General features: G+C 70.7%; 18 protein-coding genes. 14 read left to right on the forward strand and 4 right to left on the reverse strand.

Translation table 11 applies throughout. The annotated features are described in order from the left end of the window. The coding region (locus QZ772_RS05720; protein ID WP_295523931.1) for a hypothetical protein at window positions 1–606 on the reverse strand (606 nt) is incomplete at its 3' end. A gap of 248 nt (window positions 607–854) precedes the next feature. Here QZ772_RS05720 and QZ772_RS05725 point away from each other — a divergent pair. The 3 genes from QZ772_RS05725 to QZ772_RS05735 are packed head-to-tail and all read left to right on the forward strand — an operon-like array spanning window position 855 to window position 3,324. Next, the gene (locus QZ772_RS05725) at window positions 855–2,021 is read left to right on the forward strand and encodes an AAA family ATPase (RefSeq protein WP_295523933.1); all 1,167 of its coding nucleotides are present in this window, start codon (window positions 855–857) and stop codon (window positions 2,019–2,021) included. 9 nt (window positions 2,022–2,030) lie between these two features. Further along, the gene (locus tag QZ772_RS05730; protein WP_295523935.1) at window positions 2,031–2,159 is read left to right on the forward strand and encodes a hypothetical protein; all 129 of its coding nucleotides are present in this window, start codon (window positions 2,031–2,033) and stop codon (window positions 2,157–2,159) included. Window positions 2,160–2,172: 13 nt separating this feature from the next. Beyond that, complete coding sequence (locus QZ772_RS05735) at window positions 2,173–3,324, forward strand: peptidoglycan DD-metalloendopeptidase family protein (protein ID WP_295523937.1); 1,152 nt, start codon at window positions 2,173–2,175, stop codon at window positions 3,322–3,324. On the opposite strand, the gene QZ772_RS05740 is transcribed toward QZ772_RS05735, so the two are convergent. Then, window positions 3,293–4,984 carry a hypothetical protein gene (locus QZ772_RS05740; RefSeq protein WP_295523938.1) on the reverse strand — a complete coding sequence of 564 codons (1,692 nt, stop codon included), beginning with the start codon at window positions 4,982–4,984 and terminating at the stop codon, window positions 3,293–3,295. The genes QZ772_RS05735 and QZ772_RS05740 overlap by 32 nt on opposite strands. Before the next feature lie 333 nt (window positions 4,985–5,317). Between QZ772_RS05740 and QZ772_RS05745 the strand changes: the two genes are divergently transcribed. The 10 genes from QZ772_RS05745 (at window position 5,318) to xylB (ending at window position 15,961) form a co-directional block, all read left to right on the forward strand. After that, complete coding sequence (locus QZ772_RS05745; protein ID WP_295523940.1) at window positions 5,318–6,634, forward strand: sugar ABC transporter substrate-binding protein; 1,317 nt, start codon at window positions 5,318–5,320, stop codon at window positions 6,632–6,634. A gap of 101 nt (window positions 6,635–6,735) precedes the next feature. Beyond that, complete coding sequence (locus QZ772_RS05750; protein WP_295523942.1) at window positions 6,736–7,593, forward strand: carbohydrate ABC transporter permease; 858 nt, start codon at window positions 6,736–6,738, stop codon at window positions 7,591–7,593. Between the two features lie 12 nt (window positions 7,594–7,605). Beyond that, entirely contained in the window at window positions 7,606–8,442 is an 837-nt protein-coding gene (locus tag QZ772_RS05755; protein ID WP_295523943.1) for a carbohydrate ABC transporter permease, read from the forward strand. Window positions 8,443–8,463: 21 nt separating this feature from the next. After that, window positions 8,464–9,498, forward strand: a complete 1,035-nt coding sequence (locus tag QZ772_RS05760) for an ABC transporter ATP-binding protein (RefSeq protein ID WP_295523945.1) — start codon at window positions 8,464–8,466, stop codon at window positions 9,496–9,498. Window positions 9,499–9,560: 62 nt separating this feature from the next. Then, a complete protein-coding gene (gene dalD / locus QZ772_RS05765) occupies window positions 9,561–10,946 on the forward strand; it encodes a D-arabinitol 4-dehydrogenase (RefSeq protein ID WP_295523963.1) in 1,386 nt (461 codons plus the stop codon). 14 nt (window positions 10,947–10,960) lie between these two features. Next, on the forward strand, window positions 10,961–11,899 hold the full coding sequence (locus QZ772_RS05770) for a carbohydrate kinase (protein WP_295523947.1): 939 nt from the start codon (window positions 10,961–10,963) through the stop codon (window positions 11,897–11,899). A 23-nt stretch (window positions 11,900–11,922) separates the two neighbouring features. Beyond that, window positions 11,923–12,591 carry a transaldolase family protein gene (locus QZ772_RS05775; protein WP_295523949.1) on the forward strand — a complete coding sequence of 223 codons (669 nt, stop codon included), beginning with the start codon at window positions 11,923–11,925 and terminating at the stop codon, window positions 12,589–12,591. A gap of 56 nt (window positions 12,592–12,647) precedes the next feature. Continuing rightward, window positions 12,648–13,436: an L-iditol 2-dehydrogenase gene (locus QZ772_RS05780; protein ID WP_295523951.1), complete on the forward strand. Its 789-nt coding sequence runs from the start codon at window positions 12,648–12,650 to the stop codon at window positions 13,434–13,436. Window positions 13,437–13,507: 71 nt separating this feature from the next. Next, window positions 13,508–14,470, forward strand: a complete 963-nt coding sequence (locus QZ772_RS05785) for an AraC family transcriptional regulator (RefSeq protein WP_295523953.1) — start codon at window positions 13,508–13,510, stop codon at window positions 14,468–14,470. Window positions 14,471–14,491: 21 nt separating this feature from the next. Next, a complete protein-coding gene (gene xylB / locus QZ772_RS05790; protein WP_295523955.1) occupies window positions 14,492–15,961 on the forward strand; it encodes a xylulokinase in 1,470 nt (489 codons plus the stop codon). 96 nt (window positions 15,962–16,057) lie between these two features. On the opposite strand, the gene QZ772_RS05795 is transcribed toward xylB, so the two are convergent. Both QZ772_RS05795 and QZ772_RS05800 read right to left on the reverse strand, forming a co-directional pair. Continuing rightward, a complete protein-coding gene (locus QZ772_RS05795) occupies window positions 16,058–17,329 on the reverse strand; it encodes a M20/M25/M40 family metallo-hydrolase (protein ID WP_295523957.1) in 1,272 nt (423 codons plus the stop codon). Window positions 17,330–17,340: 11 nt separating this feature from the next. Further along, window positions 17,341–17,820, reverse strand: a complete 480-nt coding sequence (locus tag QZ772_RS05800) for an FAD-dependent oxidoreductase (RefSeq protein ID WP_295523959.1) — start codon at window positions 17,818–17,820, stop codon at window positions 17,341–17,343. Here QZ772_RS05800 and QZ772_RS05805 point away from each other — a divergent pair. Next, window positions 17,795–18,022: hypothetical protein (locus QZ772_RS05805; protein WP_295523961.1), on the forward strand; the 228-nt coding region annotated here is incomplete at its 3' end. The two genes, QZ772_RS05800 and QZ772_RS05805, sit on opposite strands and share 26 nt — an antisense overlap.

Raw genomic sequence — 18,022 nt, forward strand, 5'->3', positions numbered from 1 at the left:
CTTCTGCAGGTTCAGCGCACCGGAACCCTGCGCATTGCCGCTGCCGTTCACCGCCGCGCCCGGTGCCTTGAGTGCACCGCCGGCCGCGCCTGCGGCGCCGGTGGCTCCCCGTAGAGATCCGCCCACCGTGTTGCTCAAGCCGCCCGCCATGCCCCCCGCGGAGGTGGCGGCGCCATTCGCCGCCCCGGTGGCCGTATTGGCCGCACCGCCGACGGTGTTGGCGACGCCGCCTACCGCGTTGGGGGCATTGCCGACAGCGCCGGTCGCTCCGCCCAGCACGCCGCCCAGTGCGTTGCCCACGCCTCCAGTGGCGCTGCCGGAGCCGGCCGCATTCGCACCGGCGCTCCCGCCTGCACGGGCACTGCCGTTGCCCGCGGCATGCGCGCCGTTGTGGGTGGCGCCGGCATTCACGCCCGCAGTGGTGCCGGTGGATACGCCCGCGCCTGCACGCTGGCCCGCAGCCGACCTGGCCGCATTCACGTCAGCATTGACGCCCACGCCGACGCCGACGCCCTGGGCCTGTGCATAGCCGCCAACGGCCAGCAGTCCGCCCAGCAGGGCGCAGGCGAGGAGACGATGCGATCGTTGTTGTTGTCGTTGCTTCATGGTGACTTTTCCTTTCATCGTGGGTCACATGGGACCGGCCGCCTCTCGACCGGTCTGATGCGAACCTTCGATGCCGTGACAGCGCGGCTGCCGTCCGGACGGAGCGAAGACGGGTGTGGGAGACGGCCTGCACAGCGCCTTTTTGTGCCGGTGCTGAAACAGCGGACCACGGATTCCCCAAGCGCTGTCGTCGTTTCGGCCGATTTAGCCGATTCGAATAATTAGTCTGTACAGATAAAATCACCGAAATGATGTTGTTCCACCGCACCGCCCTGGCCGAACAGATGGCGCGGCAGCTCCTGCGACCCGGTTTGCTCGACCAAGGGTTGCGGTCCGGACTGTTCCTGTCCGGGCTGCGCCGCACCGGCAAGACCACCTTTCTGCGACAGGACCTGATCCCCGCACTGGAGGCGTTGGGCGCCATCGTCATCTATGTGGACCTGTGGACCGACACGCGGGCCAACCCCGCCACCCTCATCCACACCGCCATCCAGCGCGCACTGGCCGAGTTGCAGGCGCCGGGGTCGGGCGTTCTCACACGGCTGAAACGCCTCAAAGGGCTGGATGTCGGCGCTGCCGGCTTCAAGTTCGGCTTCCAGTTGAACGAGGTGGGCGCCAAGGGCGGCGTGACGCTGGCGGACGCGCTGACCGAGGTGGTGGACAAGGCCCGGACCGACGTCGTGCTGATCGTCGACGAGGTCCAGCAGGCGCTGGCGGGCGAGGACGGCGCGCAGATGCTGCTGGCCATCAAGGCGGCGCGCGACGCGATCAATCCGCGGCCCGCCACAGCCGGCCACTTCATCTTCATCGGCACGGGCTCGCACCGTGCCCAGGTGGTGGGCATGACGCTGCAGGGCAAGCATGCCTTCGCGGGCGCCACCTCGGTCGACTACCCCACGCTGGACGGCGACTACGTGGCCCATGTGCTGGACGGCATCGCGCTGGAAGGCGCCCGCGTCCAGCCCAGTCTGGCCGTGGCCGTCGAGGCCTTCGACACCCTGGGCCGGCGCCCGGAAGAGCTGATCCGTGCCCTGCGCCAGCTGCAGCAGGAAGACCCGGCCGAGGCCGACCGCTTCCTGCCCGTCATCGCCGCGACGCTCAAGACGGCAGCGGCCGACGTGGAGCTGCGCAAGGTGGAAGACCTGGGCACGCTGGCCGGCGCCGTGTTCGACCGCGTCGCCCGCACGGAGGGCGATGCCACCGGCCTGTTCGGCGCCCAGGCCCTGGCCGACTACACCGCCCAGCTCGCCCGCGAGGTGACGGCCGACCAGGTGCAGCGCGTGGCCGACGAGCTGCGGGACGCCAACCTCATCATCCGCAAGGGCCATGGCGTCTACGCGGTGACCGACCCGTTCGTGCAGGCGGCATGGCGGGAGCGCAAGGCGCTCACGGGCGGCGCCGACCCGGCGCCCTGATCCGCGCCCTTGCCCCTCTGCAGCTTCGTCACGCATCTGCGCATCCAGGACCACCAGCGCCACGCCTTCGACCAGGAGTGCCGGCTCGGCGGACCCAGCGCCACCGACGCGGTCCTGCGCCGTCGGCGCGCGCGCTGACTACCATCCGCGCATGAGGTTCACATTTCGTCGACAGTCCTGTCTGGCCGCCGTGCTGGCCGCCGCCCTGCTGGCCGCCTGCTCCGGGACCGGGCCGGCGAGCGGTGCGCCGGGCAGCGAAGCGGCACAGGCCGGCGTCGCCCTGCTGCGCCCCACGGCCGGACCGGTGATCGCGGGCTACGACGGCAACCGCAACCGGGGCCTGGACTTCGGCGGCAACCGCGGTGATCCGGTGCTGGCCGCGGCGGCCGGCCGCGTGCTCTATGCGGGCCCCGGGCCGCGCGGCACGGGCAACCTCGTCATCCTCCAGCACGCCGAAACGCTGCTGACCACCTATGCCCACAACGAGCGCCTGCTCGTTCGGGTGGGCGACAGCGTCGCGCGTGGCCAGCGCATCGCGGACCTGGGCAGTTCCGAGGCCGACCGGGTGAAGCTGCACTTCGAAGTGCGCGTGGCCAGCAAGACAGTCGATCCGACGCCCTACCTGCGCGGCACGGCAACGGCGCCGGCCGCGGCGGGCGCGGCGCCGGCGACGCGGCCGACCTCCACGCGCACCGGCTCGGGCTTCTTCGTCTCGGCCACACAGGTGGTGACCAATGCGCATGTGGTCAACGGCTGCGCGGGCGTGGAGATCGCCGGCCGCGGCCCGGCGCGGCTGGGACCGATGGACGCCACCGCCGATCTGGCACTCATCGACATCGCGCCTCAGGCCGAGTGGCTTCCCCTGTCCACCGAGCCGCTGCGCCTGGGCGAGTCGCTGGTGGTGGTGGGCTTTCCGCTACCCGGGCTGCTGGCGCAGGGACACCAGGTCACCACGGGCAGCGTGACCGCGCTGGCCGGCGTCCGCGGCGACAGCCGGGTCTTCCAGATGTCCGCGCCGGTGCAGTCGGGCAACAGCGGCGGACCGGTGCTGGACGCTGGCGGTCGCGTGGTGGGCGTGGTGGTCAGCCGCCTCAACGCGATGCGTGCCGCGGCGGTGCTTGGCGACATTCCGCAGAACGTCAACTTCGCCCTGTCGGCGCAGACGCTGCGCAGCTTCCTGGACGCGCAGAAGGTCACATGGCGGCCCGCCGGCAACCGGCTGCCGCCCATGTCGGTGCCCGACGTGGCCGAGGTCGCCGTGCGCTCGACGGTCATGGTGCGCTGCCTGCCGACGCCTGGCTGAGCACCTGCGCCACCTCCTCCTCGAAGCGATAGGGCCGGCCTTCGATGAGGACGGCGTCCGAGCCGGCTGGATCTGGCCGGGCGGGCGGCAGGCCATGGTCCAGCAGGGCCTGTGCGCAGGCGCACCAGTCGCCGCCCTGCACCGGCCGGTTGAGCGAGGCCCAGGACAGCGTGCCGCGCGCGTCGTCGCCGAAGCCATGCGGTGTGCGCCAATCTGCGCCCCGCGCGAGCAGGAAGCGCACAAGCGCGGCGTCACCGCGAAAGAGCGCCTGGTTGAGGGCCGTGCCGTCGATGTCGCCGCCGCGCACTTCCAACGGCCAGCCGCAAGCCACCATGGCACGCACCGCCGCGTCGCAGCCGGCAGCCGCGAGTTCGGGCAGCAGGCGCTGTTGCCCACCATCCAGCGCATCGGCCAGGCGCGGGTCATCCGCCTGCAAGGCGCGCGCGGCGTCCAGGTCGCCCCGCGCGCAGGCAGCCACGAAGGCGTCGACGCGATCGGTGTTTTCAGGCAGCGGCGCTTCGACCGCCAGGGACCGTTCATCGACGGCCGGCGCAGGAAGCAGCGCCGCCACTTCCGTCAGGCCGAAGCGCAGGGCCAGCGTGCGGGCCGGCACACCATCGGGCGTGCACACGTCCGCCTTCGCACCGGCGGCGAGCAGCGCCGCGATGTGTGCGATCGAACAGCGACGGCGGATGGCCCACAGCAACGGCGAGCCCCAGTCTGCAGCGGGCGGACCCGATGGCGCCTCGTTCGGATCGGCACCATGTGCCAGCAACAGGCGCAGCGCAGCCGGGTCGTCCAGGTCCAGCGAGCGGTAGAGCGCGTGGGTGCCGCCGATGCGGGCGCCAGCACCCAACAGCAGCTCGGTGCAGGCGGGCGACTCCAGTGCGTGGTAGAGCGATTCGCCGTCGTCGGCCTGCGCACCGGCCGCGAGCAGCAGTGTTGTCAGTTCCGGGTCATGGGCCTTGCCCGCCGCGCCGTAGAGCGCCGACAGCGGCTGCGCGACGTCGGGTGAGTCCAGGGATGCCGGCGACCAGCGGCTGCCGACCGACTGATCGGGCGATGCGCCGGCCGCGAGCAGCAGCGCCGCGCAGGCGCGCAGGCCGTCCGCGAATCCAGGCACGTCCAGAAGCCCCGAATGGGTGACGGCCAGCAGCGGCGGCAGCATCAGTGGTCCGCCTGGCCGGTGGACCCAGCCCGCATCGCGTTGCGTGGCGGCGCGCAGCATGGCCACGTCGCCGATGGCGCAGGCCAGCCAGGGGTCGCCAGCGGGCGCGAGGGCGGGGTCTTCGGTCAACAGCCGTGCGGCCACTGCGGGCCGGCGAGCCTGGTTGCCGCCAGCCAGGTCGCCGTCGTAGACCAGCCGAAGCCAGCGCAGCCGCACCACCTGCGGATCGTCCGCCTGCGCCCGCCGAGCCTGCACGAAATGCAGCAGGTCAGCCCATCCATCGAAGCCATGCTCGCGCGCCAGACAGGACTGCGCGTCGTGCAGCCGCAGTTCCTGCGCCGCGAGGACGGCATCGCTTTTGCCGCGGGCGGCCGGCAATGCGGCCCGAAACCGTTCGAGTGCCGTGGGATCGGCCTGCCGGACTGCCGCCAGCAGCGCCTTGGCCTGCTTCTTCAGATACCCGATGTCGGGACGAGGGGGAAGGGATTTCATGGACACCTCCGTGCATGGATCGCCGATGGCCCGCAAAACCGGCTGCACCCGAGGTGGGCAGATGAAAGAAGGGCGCCACGATGGGCGCCCTGATCGAAGCCAAGTGGGTTGAACCCTTCCCGCGGACCCGGCGGCGTCTTGCACGCCGGGGGAGATCATACGCACCGGACCCTGCGCCGCGGCACATCCGCTCTTGCCTCCACCCGGGATTTCACCGAGCCCCTGATGCAAAAAAGTATTGGACGCGGCATTGAAGGTACAGGTCGCGCAAGACAACCTCCTCAGAATCGAGGCCCAGCGACCACCGGTCGTGGAACCAACCGAGGAGACACCATGAAGCGTTTTGCCCAGGCGGGCCTTGTGCTCGCGCTTGCCGCCGCCGGCCTCGCGGCCCAGGCCGCCACCGAACTCGTCATCGCCACCGTGAACAACGGCCACATGATCGAGATGCAGAAGCTCACGCCCTTCTTCGAGAAGGCCAACCCCGACATCAAGGTCAAGTGGGTCACCCTGGAAGAGGGCACGCTGCGCCAGCGCGTGACGACCGACATCGCCACCAAGGGCGGCCAGTTCGATGTGATGACCATCGGCCTGTACGAAGCGCCGATCTGGTCCAAGAAGGGCTGGCTCAAGCCCATCGCCACCGACGCCGCCTATGACGTGGACGACCTGCTGCCCGCCATCCGCAGCGGCCTGTCGTACGAAGGCAAGCTCTACGCCGCGCCCTTCTACGGCGAGAGCTCGATGCTCATGTACCGCAAGGACCTGGCCGACAAGGCCGGCGTGAAGTTCAGCGACCCACCGACCTGGGCCGAGGTCAAGGACTTCGCCGAGAAGGCCACCGACCCCAAGGCCGGCGTCTACGGCATGTGCCTGCGCGGAAAGCCCGGCTGGGGCGACAACATGGCCTTCCTGACCACGCTGGTCAACACCAACGGCGGCCAGTGGTTCGACATGCAGTGGAAGCCGCAGATCGACACCAAGCCCTGGAAGGACGCCATCGGCTTCTACGTCGACCTGATGAAGAAGGCCGGCCCTCCCGGCGCCGCCGCCAACAGCTTCAACGAGAACCTGGCGCTGTTCAGCGAAGGCAAGTGCGCGCAATGGGTCGATGCGACCATCGCTGCATCCTTCATCTCCGACCCCAAGCAGTCGAAGGTGGCCGACAAGGTCGCCTTCGCCCAGGCACCGGTGGCCGTCACGCCCAAGGGCGCGAACTGGCTGTGGTCGTGGAACCTGGCCATCCCGGCCAGCTCGACCAAAGACGAAGCCGCCCAGAAGTTCATCCGCTGGGCGACCTCCAAGGACTACATCCAGCTGGTGGCGAAGGAGCAGGGCTGGAACGCCGTGCCCACCGGCACGCGCAAGTCGACCTACGCCAACCCCGAGTTCCAGAAGGTGGCGCGCTTCGCCGCCGCCGAGAAGAAGGCCATCGACTCGGCCAACCCGAACCCGGGCGAGAACACGCTGCCCAAGTCGCCCTATGCCGGCGTGCAGTACGCGGCCATCCCCGAGTTCCAGGCCATCGGCGTGGGCGTGGGCCAGCAGATGAGCGCGGCCCTGGCGGGCAAGACCCCGGTCGATCAGGCGCTCAAGACCTCGCAGACCCTGGCCGAGCGCGAGATGAAGAAGGGCGGCTACTACAAGTGAGCCGGATGCGCGTGCGCCCTGCTCACGACCGGGCAGGGAGCGCGCGCCCCCGTGCTTCTGCCTGATTGCCTGCCCCTGCGCCTGCCGGAGTCCCGCCTGCCATGAACCGACTGCTGCCCAGGGCGCTGATGGCGCCCGCCGTGATCGCGCTCTTCCTCTGGATGATCGTGCCGCTGTTGATGACGCTGTACTTCTCGTTCGTCAACTACAACCTGATGCAGCCTGGCGAGCGCAGCTTCGCGGGACTCGACAACTTCCAGTACTTCGTCACCGACCCCGACTTCTGGCCGGCGGTGGGCAACACGCTGCTCTTGATCGGCAGCGTGGTCATCGGCACCGTGGTGCTGGGCACGCTGCTGGCGCTGCTGGTCAACGAGCCTTTTCCGGGCCGCGGCATCGTGCGTGTGCTGCTGATCTCGCCTTTCTTCGTCATGCCGGCGGTCAACGCCCTGCTGTGGAAGCACATGATGATGAACCCCATCTACGGCATCCTGGCCGACGTCTGGCGCGTGTTCGGTGCGCAGCCGGTGGACTGGCTCACCGACTGGCCGCTGCTGTCGGTGATCGTCATGGTGGGCTGGCAGTGGCTGCCCTTCGCCTGCCTGATCTTCATCACCGCCTTGCAGTCGCTGGACCGCGAGCAGATGGAGGCCGCGCGCATGGACGGTGCCAGCGCCACGCAGCGCTTCTTCTACCTGACGCTGCCGCACTTGGCCCGGCCCATGGCGGTGGTCGTGATGATCGAGATGATCTTCCTGCTGTCGGTGTTCGCCGAGATCGCCATCACCACCAACGGCGGCCCGGGCAATGCCAGCACCAACCTCACCTACCTGATCTTCAAGCAGTCGCTGATGAACTTCGACGTCGGCGTGGCCTCGGCCGGCGCGTTGTTCGCGGTGATCCTGGCCAACATCGTCGCGGCCTTCCTGATCCGCATCATCGGCAAGAACCTGGACTGAAAGGGCCGCCACATGTCCCACGCCAAACCGCCCATCACCCGGCTGCCGCTGCTGCTGCGCACGGTGGCCGCCTGGGCCCTCGCGCTGCTGCTTTTCCTTCCGCTGGGCTGGCTGTTCCTCACCGCCTTCAAGACCGAGCTGCAGGCCATCGCGGTGCCGCCACTGTTCGTCTTCACGCCCACGCTGGACAACTTCGCCGAGGTCCAGCGCCGCAGCGACTACCTGCTGTATGCCCGCAACTCGCTCGTCACCAGCGTGGCCTCGACGCTGATCGGCCTGGCCATCGCGCTGCCGGCGGCCTATTCGATGGCCTTCTTCCGCACCCGGCGAACGCGCGACATCCTCATGTGGATGCTGTCCACCAAGATGATGCCGGCCGTGGGCGCGCTGGTGCCCATCTACGTGCTGGCGCAGACCGCCGGCATGCTCGACACGCTGCCGGCGCTGACGATCGTGTTCATGCTGTCCAACCTGCCCATCATGGTCTGGATGCTCTACACGAGCCTCAAGGACATCCCCGGCGAGATCCTGGAGGCCGCGCGCATGGACGGCGCCACGCTGTGGACCGAGTTCCGGCACGTGGTGATGCCGCTGTCGGTGGGCGGCCTGGCCTCCTGCGGGCTGCTGTGCCTGGTGCTCAGCTGGAACGAGGCCTTCTGGGCGCTCAACCTCAGCTCGGCCAAGGCCGGCACGCTGGCCACGCTGATCGCCTCGTACTCCAGCCCTGAGGGCCTGTTCTGGGCCAAGCTGTCGGCCGCCTCGCTGATGGCCATCGCGCCCATCGTGGTGTTCGGCTGGTTCTCGCAGAAGCAACTCGTCCAAGGCCTCACCTTCGGCGCGGTCAAGTAACAAGAAGCAGGGGACAACCTCATGGCCTTCCTCGAACTCAAGAACATCCGCAAGCGCTTCGGCGAGACGGACATCATCCGCGGCGTCGACCTGTCCATCGAGAAAGGCGAGTTCATCGTCTTCGTCGGACCCTCGGGCTGCGGCAAGTCGACGCTGCTGCGGCTCATTTCCGGGCTGGAGCCGATCAGCAGCGGTCAGATGCTGCTGGACGGCCGCGACATCACCTATGCACCGCCCGGCAAGCGCGACCTCGCCATGGTGTTCCAGAGCTATGCGCTCTATCCGCACATGAGCGTGTACGACAACATGTCCTTCGCGCTCAAGCTGGCCAAGGTGCCGGCGGACGAGATCCGCCGCAAGGTGGAGGCGGCGGCCGAGAAGCTCAACCTGTCCAAGTACCTGCAGCGCACGCCGCGGGAGCTGTCGGGCGGCCAGCGCCAGCGCGTGGCCATCGGCCGCGCCATCGTGCGTGCGCCCAAGGTGTTCCTGTTCGACGAGCCGCTGTCCAACCTGGACGCGGCGCTGCGCGGCAACACGCGGGTCGAGATCAAGAAGCTGCACGAGTCGCTGGGCGCCACCACCATCTACGTCACGCATGACCAGGTCGAGGCCATGACCCTGGCCGACAAGGTGGTGGTGCTCAAGGACGGCCTGATCGAGCAGGTCGGATCGCCGCTGCAGCTCTACGACCGCCCGGCCAACCAGTTCGTGGCCCAGTTCATCGGCATGCCCTCCATGAACATGCTGCCCGCCCAGTCGCTGCCCGCCGTGGCGCAGCTGACGGGTGGCCGGCTACCGGCCGATGGCTTCCTCGGCGTGCGGCCCGAGGGCGTGCGCGTGCACCCGGGCGTCGGCGCCGGCATGCCGGGCCGCGTGGGCCTGGTCGAGGCGCTGGGCGCCGACACGCTGATCCATGTCGACGTCGACGGCGTGACCATGATCGCCCGCCAGAACGAGCGCACCGCGCTGCAGGCCGGCGACGCCGTGGGCGTCGAGATCGACCCGGCCGTGCTCCACCTCTTCAGCCGCGAGGGCCAGGCTCTCGCAACCGCCTGATTCCTTTGACGGAGAACCTTGTCGTGAATTCTTCTTCCGTGGCCGAAGGTGCTGGCCTGGTGGTGCTCCACCTCGGCCTGGGCTCCTTCCACCGGGCCCACCAGGCCGTCTACCTGCAGGCGCTGCACGACCGCGGCGACCGCCGCTGGACGCTGGCCGGCGCCAACCTGCGCCCCGACATGGCCGACGTGATCGCCGCCCTGCAGGCCCAGGGCGGCGCCTACACGCTGGAGACGGTGTCGCCTGCCGGCGAATCCCGCTACGCGCGCATCGAATCGATCCGTGAGGTGATCCCCTACACGCCCGGCCAGGCGGCCATGGTGGCGCGCGGCGCCGACCCGGCGACGCGCATCGTGTCCTTCACCGTGACCGAGGCCGGCTACTACCTGGATGCGGGGCACCGGCTCGACCTGGGCTTCGACGACCTGGCCGCCGACCTCGCGCGGGCCAGGCTGGGCGAAGCCGGCGAGACGATCTACGGCGCCGTCACCGCCATCCTGCGCGCGCGCATGGCCAACGGTGCCGGCCCGCTCACGCTGCTCAACTGCGACAACCTGCGTCACAACGGCGAGCGCTTCCGCGCCGGGCTGCTCGAATTCATCGAACGCATCGGCGATGCGCCCCTGCTGGCCTGGACCCAGGCCCACACCACCTGCCCCAACGCCATGGTGGACCGCATCACGCCGCGCCCGCCGCCGGAGCTGCGCGAGCGGGTGCGCCGCGCCACCGGCTGGGACGATGCGGCGCCGGTCACCGGCGAGTCCTTCATCCAGTGGGTGATCGAGGACGACTTCATTGCCGGCCGGCCGGCCTGGGAGACCGTGGGCGTGGAGCTGGTGGCGTCGGTGCAGCCGTATGAGGAAGCCAAGATCCGCATCCTCAACGCCAGCCACAGCTGCATCGCCTGGGCGGGCACGCTGCTGGGCCTGCAGTTCATCCACGAGGGCACGCTCACGCCGGCCATCCGGCAGATGGCCCATGACTACGTCACCGAGGACGTGATCCCCTGCCTGACGCGCGAGGGCGCCAGCCCGGTCGACCTGCCGCGCTACCGCGACGTGGTCCTGGAGCGCTTCTCCAACCCGGCGATCCGCGACACCAACCAGCGCGTGTCGGCCGACGGCTTCTCGAAGATTCCCGGCTTCATCGCGCCGACGGTGCGCGAACGCCTGGCCGCGGGCGCCGGCATCGGCAGCGTGGCCATGTTGCCGGCGCTGTTCCTGGCCTTTCTGCAGCGCTGGCACCAGGGCACGCTGCCCTATGCCTACCAGGACCAGGGCATGGACCCGGCGGTCGCCCACGCCATCTGCGCCGCACCCGACCCGGTGGCCGCCCTGTGCGCCGACGCGGGCCTGTGGGGTGAGCTGGCGGGCGACGAGCGGCTGGTGTCTGCCGTGCGCCGTGCGAGCGACCGCGTGGCGCTGTTCCTGGCCCAGCACGGACGCTGAACATGGACGCGCCGATGCGCATCGCCTTTGTCGGCGAATCGCTGATCGACTTCACCGCCGCCGGCGAACTGGCCTTCCAGGGCCATGTGGGCGGCGCCCCCACCAACAGCGCCGTGGCCTGCGCCCGGCTGGGCATGCCCACGGGCTTCGTCACCCAACTCTCTACGGACCTGTTCGGCGATAGGCTGCTGGCCCATCTGCAGGCCAATGGCATCGACACCCGCTTCGTCCTGCGCAGCGATGCGCCCAGCACACTGGCCTTCGTCGAGCGCACGCCCACCAGCAACCGCTACGCCTTCTATACGCAGGGCACGGCCGACACCCTGTGGACGCCGGCCGAGCTGCCCGGGCTGCCTGCGGACTGCCGCTGGCTGCAGTTCGGCTCCATCTCGCTGCTGCAGGAGCCCGCGGCCAGCCGCATCACCGAATTCGTCGAGGCGCAGCGTGGCCGGCGCATGGTGCTGTTCGACCCCAATGCACGGCCCAGCCTGATCCCCGACCTGGACGCCTGGCGGCAACGCTGCGCGCGCTGGCTGGCCGCGGCCGACCTGGTCAAGATGAGCGACGAGGACGCCCAGTTGCTGGCGCCCGACCGCCCGCTGGCCGAGCTGGCCGCCGACTGCCTGGGCCATGGCCCGAAGGCGGTGGTCATCACCCGGGGCGGGGAGGGCGCCACGCTGTTCCGGCCCGGTGCCGAGCCGCTCGCGCTGCGCCCGCCACCGGTGCACGTGGCCGACACCATCGGCGCCGGCGACACCTTCGCAGCCGGTCTGCTGGTGGCGCTGCTGGAGCGCGAGGTCGACACCGCTGATGCCCTCGCCGCGCTGCCCGCCGCTGGCTGGCTCGCTGTGCTGCGCTTCGCCGGTGCGGCCGCGGCCCTCAACTGCACCCGCGAAGGCGCCAACCCACCGATGCGCGCCGAAGTCGATGCGCTGCTGATGCAGGCGTCGTGAAACCTCTGCCGATTCACCTTCCCATGACGACGTCCCCCGGCTTCCACCTCTACCTCGACAGCGCCGACCTGGGCGAGCTGCGCGCCTGCTTGCCGCACCCCGTGGTTCATGGCGTGACCACCAATCCCACGCTGCTGCGGCGTGCCGGCGTCTCGCGCGCGGCGCTGCCCGCGCTGCTGCACGAATGCCTGGCGCTGGGCGCCCGGCAAGTACAGGCCCAGGTGCAGGCCGCCGACGCGCCCGGCATGCTGGAGGACGCGCACGCGCTGCTCGCGCAGTTCGCGCCGGGCGAGCTGGTGGTCAAGATCCCGGCCACGCGCGAGGGCCTGCGCACGGGCGCACAGCTCGCCGCCGCGGGCCATCCCGTCACCTACACCGCCGTCTATGCGCCGGAGCAGGCGCACTTCGCGGCACTGCTCGGCGCGGCCTATGCCGCTCCCTACCTGGGGCGCCTGGAGGACAGCGGCGTCGACGGCCTGGCGCTGATCGCCCGCATGCAGGCGCTGGTGGTGCAGGCCGGCGGCGCGCTGCGCCTGCTGGTGGCCAGCGTGCGCTCGCGCGAGGCCTACCTCGCCCTGCTCGCGCTGGGCGTGGGCGCCATCACGATCCCGCCGCGGCTGTTCCCCCAGCTGCTGGACCACGACGCCACGCTGGAGGCGGAACGCGGCTTCCTCGCGGATGCCCATGCCTGAGCCGGCGCGCGCCTTCCTTCGACCTGACACGACCCGACCCGAAAGAGAGTCATCCCATGTCCCCACGTCTTGCCCAACGCCACGTGCTGATCACCGGCGCCGGCGGCGGCATCGGTCTTGCAATGGCCGAAGCCTGCCTGGCCGAAGGCGCGCGCTGCAGCCTGGTCGACCGCGCCGATGCGGCCCCGGCCGCGGTGCAGGCGGTGATGCAGCAGCATCCGGATGCGCTCGCCTACATCGGCGCCGACATCACCCGCAACGCCGACATCGCACGCCTGCTGGGCGCCGCCATCGACCGCTTCGGCCCGGTGCACACGCTGGTCAACAACGCCGCCGTGTTCGACCTGGCACCACTGCTGGACAGCGACGAGGCCTCCTTCGACCGCCTCTTCGCCGTCAACGTCAAGGGTCTGTTCTTCGTCATGCAGGCCGTGCTGCGCCACATGGTGGAGGCCGGCACGCAGGGCGCCAGCGTCATCAACCTGGCCTCGCAGGCCGGCCGCCGCGGCGAGGCGCTGGTGTCGCACTACTGCGCCACCAAGGCGGCCGTCATCAGCTACACGCAGAGCGCGGCGCTGGCCATGGCGCCGCACGGCATCCGCGTCAACGCCATCTCGCCCGGCGTGGTGGACACGCCCATGTGGGCGCACGTGGACAGCCTCTTCGCCAAGGCCGAGGGCCTGCCCATCGGCGAGAAGAAGCGCCGGGTCGGCCTGGAGGTGCCGCTGGGCCGCATGGGCCGGCCGGACGACCTGGGCGGTGCCTGCGTCTTCCTGGCCAGCGACGAGGCCCGCTACATCACGGCCCAGACCCTCAACGTGGACGGTGGCAATGTGATGAGCTAAGGTGCCCGGCGCCGGCCCTCGCGGCCGGCCGCCCGCCAGCCCGCGCCTTTGCCCACGAAGCCTCGACCGCCATGCCCCGTCCCGCCACCGACCCGCGCGCCCACACTGCCCGCGCCGCCCGGCCGCGCCAACGCCAGCCCGAGCTGGAGCGCGACTTCAGCCGCTCGCCCGCGCTGGGCTACGAAAGCGCGGACGAAGCGGGCCTCGTGCGCTGCCTGGCCCACGGCTACCCGACGCCGCTGGCGCGCTGGCACTTCCATGACGAGTACGAGCTGCACCTGATCACCGCCACCTCGGGCAAGGCCTTCGTGGGCGACTGGATCGGGCCCTTCCAGCCGGGTCATCTGGTGCTGTGCGGCCCGCGCCTGCCGCACAACTGGGTGTCGCTGGAGACGGGCGAGGGCGGCGTGGCCGAGCGCGACCTGGTCATCCAGTTCCGGCACGAGCCGCTGCAGCGTGCCTGCGAGGATCTGCCCGAGCTGCGCGAGCTGATGCCGCTGCTGGAGCGGGCGCGCCGGGGCGTGGAGTTCTTCGGCATGTCCGAGCAGGCCCGCACGCACTGGGACCGCATCAAGGCCGCGCGCGGCCTGGAGCGCTTCAGCCACTTCTGCGCCTTCATGGCCGATCTGGCGCACTGCCGGGACTACCGGGTGCTGTCCACCGTGCAGATCCAGGGCGCCGAGGGCGATGCCGAGGTCGAGCAGATCAACCGCATCGTCAACCGCATCACCGCCAACGTGGCCGAGCCCATCAGCGCCGGTGACGTGGCGGCCGAGCTGGGCATGAGCGAGTCGCGCTTCTCGCGCTTCTTCCGCCGCTCCACCGGCAACAGCTTCACCGACTTCGTGAACCACGTGCGCATCAACAGCGCCTGCCACCTGCTGATGCAGACCGACCATTTCGTGACCGACATCTGCTACCAGGTGGGCTTCAACAACGTGGCCAACTTCAACCGGCGCTTCCTGGAGATCAAGGGCATGACCCCGACCGAATTCCGCCGCCAGGCAGACCACCGCTTCCGCGGCAGCCACTGAGAAGACCACGGAGCGCCCCGCATGTATCTGGGACTGGACCTCGGCACGTCCGAGCTGAAGGCGCTGCTGTTGGCCGACGATCACCGCATCGTGGCCACGGCCGGGGCGCGGCTGGCAGTCAGCCGGCCGCAGCCGCTCTGGGCCGAGCAGGCGCCCGCGCAGTGGGCCGATGCACTGCATAGCGTCATGGCCCAGTTGCAGGCCACGCAGGCCGGGGCGCTGGCACAGGTGCGTGCCATCGGCCTGTCGGGCCAGATGCACGGCGCCGTGCTGCTGGACGCCGAGGGCGAGGTGCTGCGCCCTGCGATCCTCTGGAACGACGGCCGCAGCGCCGACCAGTGCGACGCGCTGATGCAGACCGTGCCTTCACTGGCGCAGATCACCGGCAACCTCGCCATGCCGGGCTTCACCGCGCCCAAGCTGCTGTGGGTGCGCGAACACGAGCCCGACGTCTTCGCCTGCACTTCCCGGGTGCTGCTGCCCAAGGACTGGCTGCGCTTGGTGCTGAGCGGCGAGGCGGTGAGCGAGATGTCCGACGCCGCCGGCACGCTGTGGCTGGACGTGGCGCGGCGCGACTGGTCCGACACGCTGCTGGCCGCCACGGGTCTCACCCGCGCGCACATGCCGCGCCTGGTGGAGGGCAGTGCCGTCTCGACCTGGCTCGATCCGGCCCTGGCGGCGCGCTGGGGCGTGGGCACGGCCCATGGCGGGCGCGTCGCCATCGCGGGCGGCGGCGGCGACAACGCAGCCAGCGCCGTCGGCATGGGCATCGTGCGGCCGGGGGAAGGCTTCGTCTCGCTGGGCACGTCCGGCGTCATCTTCATCGCGGGGGCCGCGTTCGCGCCGCGGCCGGAGCGGGCCGTGCATGCCTTCTGCCACGCGCTGCCGGGGCGCTGGCATCAGATGTCGGTGATGCTGTCGGCGGCCAGCGCCGTCAGCTGGGCGGCGCGCGCCTTCAACCTCGGCGACGAGGCGGCGCTGCTGGCGCAGGCGGCGACGCTGGACGAGGCCGCACGGGCCCGCGCACCGCTGTTCCTGCCCTACCTGTCCGGCGAGCGCTCGCCGCACAACGATCCGCATGCGCAAGGCGTGCTCTTCGGGCTGGGTGCCGGCCATGGCCCAGCCGACATCGCCTATGCGGTGGTCGAGGGCGTGAGCCTGGGCCTGCGCGACGGCCTGGACACGCTCACACCGCCCGCCGACGCGCTGGCCCTGGTGGGCGGCGGCGCGCGCAGCCTGTGGTGGGCCCAGTTGCTGGCCGACATCCTGGAAGTACCGCTGACCCTCGCCGAGGGCGGCGAGGCCGGCGGCGCCCTCGGCGCCGCGCGCCTGGCCTGGCTGGCCGATGGGGGCGACGAAACCCGCGTCTGCGTGCCGCCGCCGGTGCGGCAGCGCTTCGAGCCGCAGGCGGGGCAGCTGGCGGGCCATCGCGCACGGCAGGTGCGCTTCCGCGCGCTGTACCAAGCGCTGCAGCCGCTGTTCGCTGGCTGAGACCGCGCAAGGCAAGGACAGCTTCGGCGCCGTTCGCCGGACGCTCGGAGACCGTGACGAGATGCCGAGATGCACAGGGTGTGGCCGGCCCGCGCCTTAGCGAGCACGTGCAGGCGTCAGCAGCTCCAGCAGCACATTGGCCACCGCCACCGTGGCCAGCCGCAGCTCGTGCAGCGGCACGCGCTCGTCGGCCCGGTGGCCGTTGGCCTCGATCAGGCTCTTTGGCCCGGCGCCGAACATGACAGTGGGGATGCCGGCCTCGGCATAAAGGCGCGCATCGGTGTAGAGCGGCACGCCGATGGGCGTGACCGGCTGACCCATCACGGCGCTGGCCTCGCGGCAGACCAGTTCAACGAAGGCTTCGCTGCCGGGCGCCGGCGCAAAGGGCCGGGCCAGCAGGATCTGCCGCACCTCGGCTCGGATGCCGGGCAGCACCGCGCAGGCGCTGGCGATCACCTCGCGCAGCTCGGCCTCGACCTGCTCGGGCACTTCCTCGGGCACGATGCGGCGGTCGATGCGCAGCGTCAGCCGGTCGGCCACCACGTTGGTGTTGATGCCGCCCTCGATCAGTCCCACGACCAGGGTGGGATGCGTGATGCCCGGCGTGGCCGAGGGCCGCCGTGTCAGGCTGTCGCGGTACCGGTAAAGCGCTGGCAGCAGATGGGCCGCGGCCTCGATGGCGTCTTGGCCGGTGTCGGGCCGCGCCGCATGAGCCGACAGGCCATGCAGCGTCACTTCGAGGTGCAGGCAGCCGTTGTGGGCCACCACCACATGGTGGCTGAAGGCGGCCGACAGCACGTAATCGGGCCGGCTCAGGCCCTGCGACAGCAGCCAGCCCGGGCCCGTCATGCCGCCGGTTTCCTCGTCGTAGGTCAGGTGCAGTTCGACGCTGCCGCCCAGCGGCAGGCCGGCCGCATGGACGGCGCGCAATGCGCGCAGGGCTTGGCCGTAGGTGGTGAAGTCGGACTTGGACACAGCCGCGCCGCGGCCGTAGAGCCAGCCGTCCTGCACCTCGCCGCCGTAGGGGTCGGTGGTCCATCCGGCACCGGGCGGTACCACGTCGCCGTGTGCATTGAGGGCCACCACGGGGCCCTCGCCGAAGTGCTCGCGGACGATCAGGTTGACCACGCTGCGCATGCCGTGGCGCGCGGCCTCTTCGGCCGGCACCGGGTGGCGCTCGACGGTGAAGCCCTGCGCCTCGTACAGGCGCGCCGCCAGCTCGGCATGCGGCGCGCAGTCGCCGGGCGGGTTGTCGGACGGGCAGCGCACCAGTGCCGCAAGCATGTCGACCTGCGCGTCGAAGTGGTCGTCGATGAAGCCGCGCATCAGCGTGCGTGCGGCCTCGGGCGTGATGGTCGATTCGTTCATTCGAGAGAAAGTCACAGGAAGCGGTCGATGCGAAATGGCGTGAGGTCCATGCCCGCGTCGCCATGCACCAGCAGTTCGGTCACCAGCTTGCCGGCGATGGGCGCCAGGGTGTAGCCGTTGGAGGTCACGGCGTTGTAGAAGCCCGGTACGCCGGGCACTTCACCCAGAATCGGCGCACCGTCGATGTTGACGTTCATGCCGGCCCAGCAACGCACCATGTGCAGCCCGGCGACGGCGGGCAGCACATGGCGCGCAACCCAGAGGCTGCCTTCGATGCTGTCGCGCACGGCGCGGTTGAGGCGCATGGCCGGATCGAAAGCGGCTGTCCAGCCGCCCCCGATGAGCAGGCCGCCACTGGCCGCCTGCTTGAGGCTGAGGTGACGGTCCGCATGGGCGATCAGATGGTCGACCAGCGGCGGCGCGGGCTCGGTCACGATCATCTGCAGCGGCGCGCCCTGCACCGGGATGCGCACGCCCAGCATGTCGCCCACGGCGCTGGACCACGCCCCGCTGGCGTTGACCAGCCGGCGCGCACGCACGCTGCCGGGCGATGGCGCCGGCTTCGTGCTGGCCACCTCGCGCGGCAGCGTGCGTGCGCTCCGGCTGGTCAACGCCAGCGTGGCGTGGTCCAGCGCCGTGGGCGACATGCTGGGCGTGCGCATCCCGGTGCAGGGCGCGCCGCTGCAGATGATC

It is taken from the genome of uncultured Pseudacidovorax sp. (genome assembly GCF_913773995.1).
GTDB lineage: Bacteria > Pseudomonadota > Gammaproteobacteria > Burkholderiales > Burkholderiaceae_C > Xenophilus.